This is a genomic window from uncultured Flavonifractor sp. (assembly GCF_944385615.1).
Lineage (GTDB): Bacteria > Bacillota > Clostridia > Oscillospirales > Oscillospiraceae > Flavonifractor.
In genome coordinates this window covers 1-15,905 of sequence record NZ_CALWXV010000023.1, presented here as the reverse complement: position 1 = coordinate 15,905, position 15,905 = coordinate 1, and the positions used below count along the sequence as shown (strand labels likewise).

General features: G+C 63.6%; 8 protein-coding genes. All 8 read left to right on the top strand.

The features are described 5' to 3' along the window. Positions 1–187: 187 nt before the first annotated feature. A complete protein-coding gene (gene pth / locus Q0J75_RS07505) occupies positions 188–784 on the top strand; it encodes an aminoacyl-tRNA hydrolase (protein ID WP_297199008.1) in 597 nt (198 codons plus the stop codon). Between the two features lie 110 nt (positions 785–894). Continuing rightward, positions 895–4,392, top strand: coding sequence for a transcription-repair coupling factor (mfd, locus tag Q0J75_RS07500; RefSeq protein ID WP_297199005.1), 3,498 nt, complete (start codon positions 895–897; stop codon positions 4,390–4,392). A gap of 163 nt (positions 4,393–4,555) precedes the next feature. Then, positions 4,556–7,306: a preprotein translocase subunit SecA gene (gene secA, locus Q0J75_RS07495; protein ID WP_297199002.1), complete on the top strand. Its 2,751-nt coding sequence runs from the start codon at positions 4,556–4,558 to the stop codon at positions 7,304–7,306. Between the two features lie 241 nt (positions 7,307–7,547). After that, positions 7,548–8,360: a peptidoglycan editing factor PgeF gene (pgeF, locus tag Q0J75_RS07490; protein WP_297198999.1), complete on the top strand. Its 813-nt coding sequence runs from the start codon at positions 7,548–7,550 to the stop codon at positions 8,358–8,360. A gap of 170 nt (positions 8,361–8,530) precedes the next feature. Further along, entirely contained in the window at positions 8,531–10,075 is a 1,545-nt protein-coding gene (locus Q0J75_RS07485) for an ABC transporter substrate-binding protein (protein ID WP_297198996.1), read from the top strand. Positions 10,076–10,249: 174 nt separating this feature from the next. Next, the gene (locus tag Q0J75_RS07480; RefSeq protein ID WP_297198993.1) at positions 10,250–12,877 is read left to right on the top strand and encodes a cation-translocating P-type ATPase; all 2,628 of its coding nucleotides are present in this window, start codon (positions 10,250–10,252) and stop codon (positions 12,875–12,877) included. A 424-nt stretch (positions 12,878–13,301) separates the two neighbouring features. Then, a complete protein-coding gene (locus tag Q0J75_RS07475; protein ID WP_297198989.1) occupies positions 13,302–14,687 on the top strand; it encodes a TrpB-like pyridoxal phosphate-dependent enzyme in 1,386 nt (461 codons plus the stop codon). Between the two features lie 165 nt (positions 14,688–14,852). Further along, complete coding sequence (locus Q0J75_RS07470; RefSeq protein WP_297198986.1) at positions 14,853–15,785, top strand: phosphate acyltransferase; 933 nt, start codon at positions 14,853–14,855, stop codon at positions 15,783–15,785. The last annotated feature ends 120 nt before the right edge of the window (positions 15,786–15,905 follow it).

Sequence of the window (15,905 nt, the reverse complement as noted above, 5' to 3'; positions counted from 1 at the left end):
TTTTCAGCCGCGACATGTGCGTGGCTGAAAACACTTCTCAGTCTGCAAGTGTGGGACCTGTCCGCTGAAGGCGGACAGGTCCTGCGCGCGGCAGGCTGCATCCCATTCAAAAAAGTGGCTGTGGCCACTTTTTTGACAAATTTAGGGCGGGGGCTTGCCCCCGCCTTTGCCTGTTTGAGGAGTATCTATGTTTTTCAACAGAAATCGAGCCTCCGGGGTGGAGTGGCTGGTGGTGGGCCTGGGCAATCCCGGCGACAAGTACGAGAACACCCGGCACAATGTGGGCTTCCTCACCATCGACCGCATCGCGGAGGAACAGCGTGTGCCGGTGCAGAAGCTGAAATACCGGGCTTTGACCAATACGGTGGAGCTGGGGGGCGCCAAGGTCCTGCTCATGAAGCCGGTCACCTATATGAACCTGTCCGGCGAGGCGGTGGGGGAGGCCGCCCGGTTTTATAAGATCCCCCCCGATCATGTGCTGGTCATTTCTGACGACGTATCCCTGCCCCTGGGCAAGCTGCGCATCCGCAAGGGGGGCTCCGCCGGAGGGCACAACGGCCTGAAAAACATCATCCAGCACCTGGGCACCGACCAGTTCCCCCGAGTGAAGGTGGGGGTGGGGGAGAAGCCCCATCCCGATTACGACATGGCCGACTGGGTGCTGTCCAAGTTTACCGGGGAAGATTTGAAGGCCATCACCGCCGCCATTGACAAAGCCGCCCAGGCGGCGGCCTGTCTCATTGCCGAAGGCCCCGACAAGGCTATGAACAAGTTCAACGGATAAAAACGGCGCGTCAGGGATGCCGCGCCCTACAAGTATCCATGCCCACCACCATTTCCCGGGGCATGGCGGGTCTATGACTTCCATATTTTTCTATATCATTGAGGTGAACCATGAAAAAGCTGCTCTCCGCGCTGGATGATATCCCGGAATACCGGGCGCTTACCGCCGCCATCGACAACGGGGCCTGTCCCGTGGCCTTTTCCGGCCTGTCGGCGGTCCACCGGGCCCATTTTGCCGCGGGGCTGCGCCAGTCGCTGGAGCGGCCGGTGGTGGTGGTGTGCGCCGACGAGGGGGAGGCCCAGCGGATGGGCCAGGACCTGGCCGCCCTCTCCGGGGAACCGGTGGCCGCCCTGTCCGCCCGGGAATTCACCTTCCACAACGCCGCCGTGGTGTCCCGCCAGTACGAGCACCGGCGGCTCAGTGTGCTCCGGGCCCTGGCGGCGGGGGAGTGCCCCCTGCTGGTGTGTACCATAGAGTCCATTCTCCAGCGCACCATCCCCAAAACGCTGTTGACCCAGGCCGCCCAGGTGGTGCGCATGGGGGAGGCCCACGACCTCAGCGACCTGACCGACACCCTCACTGCCGCCGGGTACGCCCGGTGCCAGCAGGTGGAGGGCGTGGGCCAGTTTGCCCTCCGAGGCGGTATCCTGGACTTTTTCTCCCCCGCCCACCCCAAGCCGGTGCGGGTGGAGTTTTTCGGGGACGAGATCGACGCCATGGGCTACTTTGACCCGGACACCCAGCGGCGCATTGAGAACATCAGCCAGGCCGAGATTTTGCCTGCCGCCGAGGTGCTGCCCCAGTTTACCCCCGGCGGCTGGGCCGGGTTGCTGGAGGGCCTGGACAAGCTCATTGCCCGGGCCAGACGCCGCAAGGGCGGGGAAACCCTGGCCCAGACCCTGGGGGAGGACCGGGAGCGGCTGGCGGCGGGGGCCTCCTTTCCCGCCCTGGACCGGTATCTGGGCCTCATCTATCCCCAGATGGCCACGGCGGCGGACTACCTGCCGGAGGACGGGGTGGTGCTCCTCAGTGAGAGCGGCCGGGTGGCCGAACGGGGGAAAAACTACCTGTGGCAGCTGGGGGAGGACACCAAGACCCTGATGGAGCGGGGAGAGCTGGCGGGGGAGCTGGCCGACTTGGCCCGTACCCCCGAGGAGCTGTGGCAGGTGCTGGACAACTGGCCGGTGTGCTACCTGGACGCCTTTGCCGCCTCCAGCTATCCCCAGCGGCCCCGGACGGTGCTCAATCTGCTGGCCAAACAGCTGCCCTCCTATGGCGCAAGCCTGGAGACCGCCGTGTCCGATCTGGCCCACTATCTGTCCGAGGGGTTCCGCACCGTGGTGCTGGTGGGCAGCGAGCAGCGGGCCCTCAATTTGCAGAGCCTGCTGCGGGAGCAGAAAATGACCACCGCCGTGGACTTCCAGCTCCACAATCTGCCCGGCTATGGCAAGGCGGTCATTGCCGTGGGAGGGGTCACCGCCGGGATGGAGTACCCGGTGGGGCGGCTGGCGGTGCTCACCGAGGGGCAGTCCGCCCTGGGTAAGCGCCGCCGGTCCAAGCCCGCCACCAACCGCCAGAAGCTCAAGTCCTACGCCGATCTGTCCCCCGGGGACCTGGTGGTCCACGAGCACCACGGGGTGGGCCGCTTTGTGGAGATGACCAAAAAAGTGGTGGACGGGGTGGAAAAGGACTATGTGAAGATCGCCTACGCCGGCACCGATACCCTGTATGTCCCCGCCACCCAGCTGGATCTGGTGAGCAAGTATATCGGCGGCGGCGAGGACGCCAACGAGACCAGAAAGCTGTCCCGTCTGGGGGGCGGCGACTGGGAGCGGGCCAAGTCCAAGGCCAAAAAGGCGGTGAAGGACCTGGCCAAGGGGCTTATCCAGCTTTATGCCCAGCGGCAGCGGCAGCCCGGCTTTGCCTTTTCCCCCGACTCCCCCTGGATGAAGGAATTTGAGGACCAGTTCGAGTACGCTGAGACCGACGACCAGCTGCGGTGCATCGCCGAGATCAAGCGGGATATGGAGACCGCCCGGCCCATGGACCGGCTCCTGTGCGGCGATGTGGGGTATGGTAAGACGGAAGTGGCCTTCCGGGCGGTGATGAAGTGTGTGCTGGACGGCAAGCAGGCCGCCATTCTGGTGCCCACCACCGTGCTGGCCCGGCAGCACTACCTGTCGGCCAAGCAGCGTTTTGCCAAATACCCGGTGGAGATCGACGTGGTATCCCGCTTCCGCACCGCCGCCCAGATGAAAGACACCCTGCGGCGGCTGGAGGCGGGGCAGATCGACCTTTTGATCGGCACCCACCGGCTCTTTCAGAAGGATGTGAGGTTCAAGGACCTGGGGCTGCTGGTCATCGACGAGGAGCAGCGCTTTGGGGTGCAGCACAAGGAGCGGCTGAAGGAGCTGTCCAAGCAGGTGGACGTGCTCACCCTCTCCGCCACCCCCATTCCCCGTACCTTGAACATGGCCCTCAGCGGCATCCGGGATATGAGCACATTGGAGGAGCCCCCCATGGACCGCCAGCCGGTGCAGACCTATGTGCTGGAGCACGACTGGGGGGTGCTGATGGACGCCGCCCGCCGGGAGCTGGAGCGGGGCGGACAGGTGTACTATCTCCACAACCGGGTGGACACCATCACCCGCACCGCCGCCCGCATCAAGGAGATGCTGGGGGAGGATGTGGAGGTGGCGGTGGCCCACGGCAAAATGAGCCAGGAGGAGCTCAACGAGGTTATGACCCGCATGAGCGAGGGAGAGGTGGATGTGCTGGTGTGTACCACCATCATTGAAACCGGCATCGACATCTCCAACGTCAACACCCTCATTATTGAGGACGCCGACAAGATGGGTCTGGCCCAGCTCCACCAGATCCGGGGCCGGGTGGGCCGGTCCACCAGAAGGGCCTTTGCCTACCTGACCTACCGGCAGGGGAAGGTGCTGACCGAGGTGGCTTCCAAGCGGCTGGGGGCTATCCGGGAGTTTGCCGAGTTCGGCTCCGGTTTCAAAATCGCCATGCGGGATTTGGAGATCCGGGGGGCGGGCAACGTGCTGGGCCCCGAGCAGTCCGGCTTTATGCTCAGCGTGGGCTATGACATGTACCTGCGGCTGCTGGAGGAGGCGGTGCTGGAGGAGCGGGGAGAGCCCATCCCCAAGCGGACCGAGTGCGCCGCCGACCTCAGCGTGGCGGCCTCCATCCCCGACCGGTATATCCCATCCCCGGAGGAGCGGATGGACCTGTACCGCCGCATTGCCGCCATCCGCAACGAGGCCGACGCCGACGACGTGATGGATGAGCTCATCGACCGCTACGGCGATCCCCCCCGGACGGTGAACAACCTGATCTCGGTGGCTCTGCTGCGGGCCGACGCCGCCCGGGGCGGGGTGACCCAGATCAAGCAGCAGGGGGGCGGGCTGCAATTCTATCTGGACAGCTTTGATCTCCAGCGGGTCAGCGCCCTGTGCGCCCTGGACAAATACCGGGGGCGGCTGCTTTTCTCCGCCGGGGAAAAGCCCTATCTGGCCCTGCGGCTGAAAAAGGGGGAGGACCCCCTGAAATGGGGCCGGAAGGTGATGGAGGATTTCAGCGGCCCGGCGGAGTGAGGGTCCGGGCCGGTGGGAGGGGGGGACGTCTCCCTGTGGCCCCGGCGATTTGTTCACAATTTCCTCTTTTTTCTTCTGGGGGCTTATGCTATACTAGGAAACTGAATCAATGTGAACAGCCACGCGCGCGGCGCGGTGGAGATCAGAAAGGTGAATGAAACCCATGGGACTGTTGAAAAAGCTGTTCGGAAGCAGCTCCGCCAAGGAGCTCAAGGCCATCAAACCCATTGTGGACAAGATCGAGGCCCTGGACGAGCCCTATTCCAAGCTCACCGATGAGCAGCTCAAAGCCAAGACGCCGGAATTCAAAGAGCGTCTGAAAAATGGAGAGACCCTGGACGATATCCTGCCCGAGGCCTTTGCCGCCTGCCGGGAGGCCGCCTGGCGTGTGCTGGGTATGAAACCCTACCGGGTACAGCTCATCGGCGGCGTCATCCTCCACCAGGGCCGGATCGCCGAGATGAAGACCGGCGAAGGCAAGACCCTGGTGGCCACCCTGCCCGCCTACCTCAACGCCCTGGCGGGGGAGGGCGTCCACATCGTCACCGTCAACGACTACCTGGCCAAGCGTGACTCCGAGTGGATGGGCAAGGTGTACCGCTTCATGGGCCTTACCGTGGGTCTGGTGATCCACGACATACAGCCCAAGGACCGGAAGGCCTCCTATGCCGCCGATATCACCTACGGCACCAACAACGAGTTCGGCTTTGACTACCTGCGGGACAATATGTGCATCTACGCCACCGAGATGGTCCAGCGGGGCCATGCCTTCGCCATCGTGGACGAGGTGGACTCCATCCTCATCGACGAGGCCCGTACCCCCCTCATCATCTCCGGCCAGGGGGACAAGTCCACCCAGCTGTACACCGTGGTGGACGCCTTTGTGGCAAAGCTGAAGGGCCAGCGGGTGGCCAAGGTGGATACCAAGGAGGAAGAGGACCCCGACGTGGACGCCGACTACATCGTGGATGAGAAGGCCCGCACCGTCACCCTCACCGCCCGGGGCATTGCCAAGGCCGAGGAGCAGTTCCAGATCGAGAACCTGGCCGACCCGGAGAACACCACCCTGTCCCACCACATCAACCAGGCCATCAAGGCCCGGGGCCTGATGAAGCGGGATATCGACTATGTGGTGAAGGACGGAGAGGTCATCATCGTTGACGAGTTCACCGGCCGCCTGATGTACGGCCGCCGGTACAACGAGGGCCTGCACCAGGCCATCGAGGCCAAGGAGCACGTCACCGTGGCCCGGGAGTCCAAGACCCTGGCCACCATCACCTTCCAGAACTACTTCCGCCTGTACAACAAGCTCTCCGGTATGACCGGTACCGCCATGACCGAGGAGGAGGAGTTCGGCACCATCTACTCCCTGGACATTGTGGAGATCCCCACCAACAAGCCCCTGGCCCGTATTGACCAGCCCGATGTGGTGTACAAAACCGAGGCGGGCAAGTACCGGGCCATTATCAAGCAGATCGAGGAGTGCCACCAGAAGGGCCAGCCTGTGCTGGTGGGCACCATCTCCATCGAGAAGTCGGAGCAGATCTCCGATATGCTCAAGAAGAAGGGCATCAAGCACAATGTGCTCAACGCCAAGTTCCACGAGAAGGAAGCCGAGATCGTGGCCCAGGCCGGTAAATTCGGCGCCGTCACCGTGGCCACCAACATGGCCGGTCGTGGTACCGATATCCTGCTGGGCGGCAACGCCGAGTTTTTGGCCAAGGCCGAGCTGCGCAAGGCGGGGCTGTCCGACGAGCTTATTGCCGAGTCCACCGGCTTTGCCGACACCGACGACCAGGAGATCCTCAACGCCCGGAAGATGTTCGCCGAGGCCGAGGCCAAGTACAAAGACGAGATCAAGGAAGAGGCCGACAAGGTGCGCTCCGTGGGCGGCCTGTTCATCCTGGGCACCGAGCGCCACGAGTCCCGCCGGATCGACAACCAGCTGCGCGGCCGCGCCGGCCGTCAGGGAGACCCCGGCGAGAGCCGGTTCTTCCTCTCCCTGGAGGACGACATCATGCGCCTGTTCGGCTCCGAGCGGGTTATGGGCATGATGGATAAGCTGGGCGTGGACGAGGACACCCCCCTGGACTCCAAGATGCTGTCCAACGTCATTGAAAACGCCCAGAAGCAGGTGGAATCCCGGAACTTCCAGACCCGAAAGACGGTGCTGGAGTACGATGACGTGATGAACACCCAGCGTAAGGTCATCTACGAGCAGCGCCGCAAGGTGCTGGACGGGGAGAACCTGAAGGAGTCGGTACAGAATATGCTGTCCACCGTCATCGAAAACGAGGTGGCGGCCCACATGGGCGAGAACAAGCACATGGACGCCGAGAACTGGCGGGAGGTGTGCGCCCAGTACCGTGGTATGTTCCTCACCCCCGAGGACTACAAGTTCACCGACGAGGAATTGCAGCAGTATGACGCCGACGCCCTGGAGCAGCTGCTGCTCCGCAAGGCCACCGAGGTGTACGCCAAGAAGGAGGCCGAGCTGGGCGAGCCGCTGATGCGGGAACTGGAGCGGGTGATGATGCTCCGGGTGGTGGACGAGTACTGGATGGACAACATCGACGCCATGCAGGAGCTGCGTCAGGGCATTGGCCTGCGGGCTTACGGCCAGAACGACCCGGTGGTGGAGTACAAGCGGGAAGGCTACGAGATGTTCGAGCGCATGATCGCCGCCATCCAGGAGGAGACCTTGCGGCGGATCTTCCTGGCCCGGCTCCAGACCGGCGCCACCACCGTCAAGCGGGAGCGGGTGGCCAAGGTCACCGGCGAGAGCGCCGGGGCCGACGGCACCGTGAAGAAGCAGCCGGTGAAGAAGGGCAAAAAGCCCGGCCGCAACGATCCCTGCCCCTGCGGCAGCGGCAAGAAGTATAAAAAGTGCTGCGGGATGAACGACGAGGAGTAAAAACTGTCTAGGGGGTATCCAATACCCCCTAGATACGAGTCTGCGTGCCGGCAAAAAGCCGGCGACTTGACTCGATACCCCCGGTTTCGCGCCACGTGGCGCGGGTCGAGGTATTTTTCCGGGAAATGAATTCCCGAAAAAATAGATTTAATGTCCATTCAGTCTGTAATTGGGCGGACCAATGCCTTTATTGGGCTCTGCAAATCCCCCAAACGGATCTGTTCCCCAAGGAGGAATCCCCATGAACATCATGGAACACAATCAAAATGGCCTGCTCTATTTGGCCGCTGATGGCTTTGAGGAAGCCGGCGGGGTGGCCCACGGCTTTTCCACCCGGCTGGGGGGCGTGTCGGAGGGGATCTATGACTCCCTCAACCTGGGCATGAACCGGGGGGACGACCCGGACCGGGTGAAGGAGAACTACCGCCGGTTCTGCGCCGCCATCGGGGCCGACGTCAAGCAGGTGGTATGTGCCAGTCAGGTCCATGGGGATACGGTGCGTTCGGTCACCTCCGCCGATCTGGGTATCGGCCTGGATCAACCAGAGCCCTGGCAGGCCGACGGCCTGGTCACCGACATCCCCGGGGTGGTGCTCACCGTCTTTACCGCCGATTGCCTGCCCATTTTGCTCTACGACCCGGTGCGCCGGGTGGTGGGGGCGGTCCACGCCGGATGGCGGGGTACCGCCCTGGGCATTGCCGCCAAGGCGGTAGAGCGGATGGTGGATTGCTATGGCTGCCAGCGGCTGGACATTCTGGCCGCCATCGGCCCCGGCATCTCCAAGTGCTGCTTTGAGACCCACGAGGACGTGCCCAACGCCATGACCGAGGCCATGGGGGCCTCCGCCCTGCACTGTATCCAGGTGCTGCCCACCGGCAAGTTCCACGTGGATCTGAAGGCCCTCAATGCCCGGCGGCTGGAAAACGCCGGGCTGGACCCGGCCCATATCGCCGTGTCTGCCGACTGCACCGCCTGTCTCCACGACAAGTACTGGTCCCATCGCTTTACCCACGGGGAGCGGGGGAGTCAGGCGGCCATGATCGCATTGCTCTAGGGGGTACCCAATACCCCCTAGATACGAGCCTGCGTGCCGGCGGAACGCCGGCGACTTGGCTCGATACCCCCGGTTTCGCGCCCCGTGGCGCGGGTCGGGGTGTCTTTCCGGGAAGTGAATTCCCGGAAAGACATTTTTTTATATAGCAAACAGACAAGGAGGGGCTGTCCTTGAAGAAACGAACACGACTGCGGCTGGCGGCGCTGGGGGCGGCCCTCTGTCTGGCCCTGACCGGCTGTACCGGGGGTGAGCCGCCGGTGGAGTCCGTCCAGCCCACCGCCAGCGTTACTCCCACCGCCACCCCCACAGGGCTGGAATTTGCCCTGGCCTGCTACCCGGAGGCGGGATTCCACCCCATTACCGGGGGCAACCGCACCAATCTGACCCTGGCGGGGCTGATGTATGAGGGGCTTTTTGTGCTGGACCAGCAGTTTGAGCCCCAGGAGCAGCTGTGCTCCGGCTATACCATGTCGGCCGACGGGCTGACCTGGACCTTTACCCTGCGCTCCGGCGTTACCTTCTCCGACGGAAGCCCCCTGACGGCGGCGGAGGTGGTGTCCTCTTTGGAGCTGGCCCGTACCAGCACCCTGTACTCTGCCCGCTTTACCGATATTACCGCCATCACAGCCGGGGAGGGGACGGTCACCATTACCCTCAAGCGGGCCAACGGAGCTCTGCCCGCCCTGCTGGATATCCCTGTGGTCAAGGAGACCGGCGGCACCCCCCTGGGCACCGGGCCTTACGTGCTGACGGGGAGCGGGGAGGAGCTGACCCTCACCGCCAACCAGAGCTGGTGGCAGGGGGAGGAGCTGAGCCTGGACGCCATCCCCCTGCGGACCATGCAGGAGGCGGACGATTTGATCCGGGCCTTTGACACCAAAGAGGTCACCCTGGTGAGCACCGACCTGACCGCCACCAATGCCCTGGGCTTTTCCGGCTCCTTTGACACGGTGGACTATCCCACCACCACTATGGTGTATGTGGGCTTCAACACCACCAGCGGTCCCTGCCGGGACGCGGGGGTGCGGAAGGCCCTGCTGCGGGCCTTTGACCGGGACTCGGTGGCTACCGCCCTCTTTTCCCGACACGCCCAGGCCGCCGCTCTGCCTGTCTCCCCTGCCAGCCCCCTGTATGCGGAAAGTCTGGCCGAGCAGCTGAGCTATTCCTCCCAGGCGGTAGCCGAGGCCCTTACCGAGGCGGGATGGACCCGGGGCGACAGCGGCTGGGTCAACGGCAGGCAGAAGCTCCAGCTGGAGCTGGTGGTGTCCACTGAAAACGCCGACCGGGCGGCGGCGGCCCAGCACCTGGTCAACGGCCTCAACGACATGGGCATCAGCGCCACCCTCACCAAGCTGGAGTGGGACAGCTATATCTCCGCCCTGGAAAAGGGGAACTTTGACCTCTATCTGGGGGAGGTGCGGCTCACCGCCGACTTTGATCTGACCCCCCTCATCACCGCCGGCGGGTCCCTGAATTACGGGGGCTACAGCGATACCGAGACGGCCCAGCTCCTTCAGACCTACCGGGCCGCCTCCGGCCAGGGCCGGGACCTGAGCGCCCAGCGGCTTTATGAGCGTTTGGCAGAGGAGCCCCCATTTGCGGTGCTCTGCTTCAAAAACTGGTCGGTGCTCACCCAGTGGAGCGTCCTGTCTGACCTGACCCCCACCCAGCAGAATCTATTTTACCAGTTTGCCCAGTGGAAAATTGAAAGCTGATTCAATATGTTGTAAAAATGCCTCCACCAACCGGTGGAGGCATTTTTACACACAGGCTTACCGTAGATGCTTGCCTTTTTCCGCCGCCTGCCAGCTTTCCCCCGTTTCCGGGGGACAGGCCTGCTATACTATATCCAAAAGCTGGAAAACAAAAGAGGCAAGGAGCGGGGGAGCATGGCACAATGGCATACGCAGAGTATCAAGCAGGCGCTGGAGGAACTGAGAAGCGACAAAAACGGGCTGACCGGGGCGGAGGCCGCCCGGCGGCTGGTGGCCCACGGGCCAAACCGGCTGGCCCACAGGCAGGAGGCGTCTTTTTTGGCCCGACTGGCGGGCCAGCTGAAGGACCCTATGATTTTGGTGCTGCTGGCGGCGGCGGCCCTGTCCCTGTGGGCCAGCGGGGGAGAGGATTGGCTGGACGCGGTCATCATTCTGGGCATTGTGGCGGTCAACGCTGTCATCTCCCTGTCCCAGGAGGACAGCGCCCGAAAGGCCCTGGAGGCGTTAAGTCAGATGTCCGCCCCGGCGGCCCACGCCCTGCGGGACGGGGTGGTGGTCCGGGTAGAGGCGGAAAAGCTGGTGCCCGGCGACGTCATCAAGCTGGAGGCGGGGGACCTGGTGCCTGCCGACTGCCGTATTCTGGAGGCGGCGGGCCTCCAGGCCGACGAGTCGGCTATGACCGGCGAGTCCGCCCCGGTGAACAAAGGGGCCCTGGGCCCCCTGCCCGCCGACACCCCCCTGGCGGAGCGGCGCAACCTGCTCCTCTCCGCCACGGTGGTCACCCGGGGGCGGGCCACCTGTCTGGTCACCGCCACCGGCATGGATACCGAGGTGGGCCACATCGCCGGACTGCTGTTGGAAAAGGGCGACACCCAGACCCCCTTGCAGAAAAAGATGGGGGAGATCTCCAAGACCCTGTCTTTTCTCTGCCTGTGCGTGTGCGCGGTGATGTTCGGGGTGGGGCTGCTCCAGGGGCGCAATCTGCTGGAGATGTTCCTCACCGCCGTGTCCCTGGCGGTGGCCGCCATCCCGGAGGGCCTGCCTGCCATCATCTCCATCGTGCTGGCCCTGGGGGTGAGCCGCATGGCCAAGCGGCGGGCCATCGTGAAAAAGCTGCCGGCGGTGGAGACCCTGGGGTGCGCCGGGGTGATCTGCTCGGACAAGACGGGCACATTGACCCAAAACAAAATGACGGTGGTGGATATCTGGACCATCCGCCAGGGGGAGCGGGATCTGGCCCTCACCATCGGGGCTTTGTGCGGCGACGCCGGGCTGGCTTGGAAGGGGCACACCCCGGTGTGTACCGGCGACCCCACCGAGGCGGCTCTGGTGGAGGCGGCGGCCCGGGCGGAGCTGGACAAAAACAAATTGGAGGAGGAGTGGCCCAGAAAAGGGGAGATCCCCTTTGATTCGGAACGAAAACTCATGACAACCGTACATCAAAAACCGGGGGGCGGCTATCGGGTGATGGTCAAGGGAGCCCCCGACGTGCTGGCCCGGAAGTGCCGGCTGGCCGAGGGCGCTCTGCGGCGGCTTACCGCCCGCAACGAGGCCATGGCGGACAAGGCCCTGCGGGTGCTGGGGGTGGCCTATAAGGACCTGGAGGCCCTGCCGCCCGCCCTGGACAGTCCCCACCTGGAAGGAGGTCTCACCTTTGTGGGGCTGCTGGGCATGATGGACCCGCCCCGGCCGGAGGTGCGCCGGGCGGTGGAGCAGTGCTACCGGGCAGGGGTGCGGCCGGTGATGATTACCGGGGACCACAAGCTCACCGCCGTGGCGGTGGCCCGGGAGTTGGGGATCTGCCGCCCCGGAGACCGGGCCCTCACCGGGGAGGACCTGGATTTTCTCCCTCAGCCCGCTTTGGAAGAGGAGGTGGACAAGTTTGCAGTATACGCTCGGGTATCTCCTGAGCACAAATTACGTATCGTAAAGGCTTGGCAGGCCAGAGGAAAGGTGGTGGCCATGACTGGGGACGGCACCAACGACGCCCCCGCCCTGAAGGCTGCCGACATCGGCTGCGCCATGGGGAAGAGCGGCACCGACGTGGCCCGGGGGGCCGCCGACATGATCCTCACCGACGACAATTTCGCCACCATTGTGGCGGCGGTGGAGGAGGGACGAGGGATCTATGCCAACATCAAAAAGGCCATTCATTATCTGCTGTCCTGCAACATCGGGGAGATTCTGACCATCGCCCTAGCCACCCTGTTCCGGTTCCCGGAGATGCCCTTGGCTCCGGTCCAGCTGCTGTGGCTCAATCTGGTCACCGACTCCCTGCCTGCCCTGGCTTTGGGGGTGGAGCCGGTGGAGCCGGGGGTGATGGACCAGCCGCCCCGGCAGGCGGGGGAGTCCCTTTTCGCCCACGGCTTTGCCTTCCGGCTGGCCTGGCAGGGGATTTTGGTGGGGGCCCTCACCCTGGGGGCCTATGTGCTGGGGGCCTGGGTGCTTCCCGGCGGCAGTCTGGCGGCGGCCAACACCATGGCCTTTGCCACCCTGACCTTGTGTCAGCTCTTTCACGCCTTCGATGTGCGCAGCGAGGAGGCCTCCCTGTTCCGGCTGGGGGTGACCTCCAACCCGGCCATGAACCGGGCCTTTCTCATCGGGCTGGCCATGCAGTTGGCGGTGCTGCTGGTGCCCCCCTTGCAGCGCATCTTTTCCACCGTGCCCTTGTCGGGCCAGGCCTGGGGGGTGGTGGCCGCTCTGGCCCTGGCGCCGGTGGTGGTGTGCGAGGGGGTGAAGGCCGCCCACCGAAGCCGCAGGCCGGGCAAACGGGTATCCCAGCCGATAACAGTGGGGAGGTGAACAGAGTCCATATGGGGCGGGGCTTGTCCCCGCCCCGGCAAACAAAAAAGGAAATTACCCCTTGACAAATGGAGAAGGGGGCGGTATACTATGCCAAACTAAATCGTCAAACCGATGACAAAGAGGAGTAGTCCGGTATCAAGGCCTCACAGAGAGCTGCGGGTGGTGGGATCGCGGCAGGCGGCGTCCGGGTGAATGGACTTTTGAGGGCACAGCGAACGGGAAACCAAGTAGCGAGACGGGGACTCCGCCCGTTATCAGGGGAGCGTGTGCTGAACGGCATACGAAAGTGAGCGGGCGCGTTGTTGGACGCGTCAATCCGGGTGGCACCGCAGAGGTTTACAGCCTTTGTCCCAGAGAAGTATTTGGGACGAGGGCTTTTTTCATACCCTCTCCCGCACAACAGGAAAAGGAGTGTTTGAACATGACCAAGATCCCTCACAAGCTGTTTTTGACCGAAGACCAGATGCCGCGGCAATGGTTCAACCTCCGGGCGGTGATGAAGGAACAGCCCGACCCCATGCTCCACCCCGGTACCCTCCAGCCGGTGACCGAGGCCGACTTGGCCCCCATCTTCTGTGAGGAGCTGGCCCGGCAGGAGCTGGACGAAACCCACGAATACATCGACATTCCCGAGCAGATTCTGGATATTTACAAGATGTACCGGCCTTCCTCTCTCATCCGGGCCTATGACCTGGAGAAGGCCCTGGGCACCCCCGCCAAGATCTACTACAAGTATGAGGGCAACAATACCTCCGGCTCCCACAAGCTCAACTCTGCCGTGGCCCAGGCCTATTACGCCAAGCAGCAGGGCCTGACCGGCGTCACCACCGAGACGGGCGCCGGTCAGTGGGGCACCGCCCTCAGCGTGGCCTGCGCCTACTTCGGCCTGGCCTGCGACGTGTACATGGTCAAGTGCTCCTATGAGCAAAAGCCCTTCCGCAAGGCCATGATGAACGTCTTTGACGCGTCCGTAGTGGCCTCGCCCTCCAACCTGACCGAGGTAGGCCGCAAGATTCTGGCGGAAAACCCCGGTACCAGCGGCTCCCTGGGCTGCGCCATCTCCGAGGCAGTGGAGGCCGCCACCGCCAGCAACGGCGCCAAGCGCTATGTGCTGGGCAGCGTGCTCAACCAGGTGCTCCTCCACCAGTCCATTATCGGTCTGGAGTCCAAGCTGGCCATGGAGCAGCTGGGGGAGTACCCCGACATTGTGGTGGGCTGCGCCGGCGGCGGCTCCAACCTGGGCGGCCTCATCGCCCCCTTTGTGGCAGACAAGATCCGGGGCGTGAAGAACCCCCGCATTGTGGCGGTGGAGCCCGCCTCCTGTCCCTCTCTCACCCGGGGCAAGTACTCCTACGACTTCTGCGACACCGGCCGAGTCACCCCCATGGCCCGGATGTATACCCTGGGCTGCGGCTTCATCCCCGCCCCCAACCACGCCGGCGGCCTGCGCTACCACGGTATGAGCCCCATCCTCTCCAAGCTCTACCACGACGGCTACATGGAGGCGGTGGCCTACGAGCAGACCAAGGTCTTTGAGGCGGCCCTCTTCTTTGCCAAGCACGAGACCATCCTGCCCGCCCCTGAGTCCTCCCACGCCATCAAGGGGGCCATTGACGAGGCCCTCAAGTGCAAGGAGACCGGCGAGGCCAAGACCATCCTCTTCGGCCTGACCGGTACCGGCTTCTTTGATATGACCGCCTATGAGAACTACCTCAGCGGCAAGATGACCGACTATATCCCCACCGACGAGGACCTGCAAAAGGGCTTTGACTCCCTGCCCGACATCCCCCAGAACAAGGGGATCTGATCCCTGCCGCCGCCGGCCGCCCGTATTCGGGCGGCCGGCGGTGCTTTTTTGGAAGCCGTTCCAGGGGTGGAGCTGGAAATGCCTTGTATTCTCCAAAACTATCCGGTATAATAATAGAACAAACGCCGCTGTGCGGTATCAATCGAAAAAGTGAGGGATCATCCCATGGAAATGAAAAATTTCGACGAAATTATCAGCCGTGTTCCCAAGCTGAATGCCCCTCTCCGGGTCGTACTGGCCGGCGCTGACGGCGAGAATATGCTCCAGGGCCTGTTCCAGGCGCAGAAGGAGGGCTTTGTGCAGCCTGTGCTGGTGGGAGACCGGGCCCGGACCATGGTGCAGCTGGAGAAGCTGGGGCTGGACAAGGAGCCCTATACCATGGTGGACACCCCTCCGGGACACAATGTGACCCAGGCCGCCATTGACGTCATCCACTGCGGGGAGGGCGACATCCTGATGCGGGGCAACATGCCCACCCGGGATTTCCTCATGCCGGTGCTGGACAAGAAAAACGGCCTGCGCACCGACCGGCTGATGAGCCATGTGTCTCTGGCCTCCATTCCCGAGTACCCCAAGCTGCTGGCCCTGTCCGACATGACCATCATCGTCAATCCCAACCCCACCCAGAAAAAGGCCATCATCAAGAATACCGCCGATGCGCTGAAGGCCTTTGGCTATGAAAATCCCAAGCTGGCTCTGATGGCCCTGGTGGAGAACGTCAACTTCCACATGCCCGACACCATCGAGGCCCAGCGGCTGGTGGCCGAGCAGAAGGCCCATCCCTTTGCCGATTGTGAGCTGTGGGGCCCCATTTCCTACGACCTCATCATCTCCAAGGAGGCCTGCCGCCTGAAGAACTATGACTGCCCCTGGGCGGGCGGCGGCTTTGACGGCATCATTGCCCAGGACCTGATTGCCGGCAACACCTTGGTAAAGAGCTGGCTCATTCACGCCCACGCCACCACCTGCGGCGCGGTGGTGGGAGCCAAGGTGCCCATCGCCCTCACCTCCCGGTCTGCCAAGGCCGAGGAGAGCTTCCTGTCCCTGGTGTTCTGCGCCGTCCTCAACGAGTGGCGCAAGACCCAGCAGGGGAAGTAATTGCCTTACCTATCACAAAAGGCCGGCGCGTCAGCGCCGGCCTTCAGCCTGTCGAGAAACCCGGTTTATGCATCAAGTATAAGCCGGGTTTCTGGCGTATAGAGGCCAAAGAAGTACAAG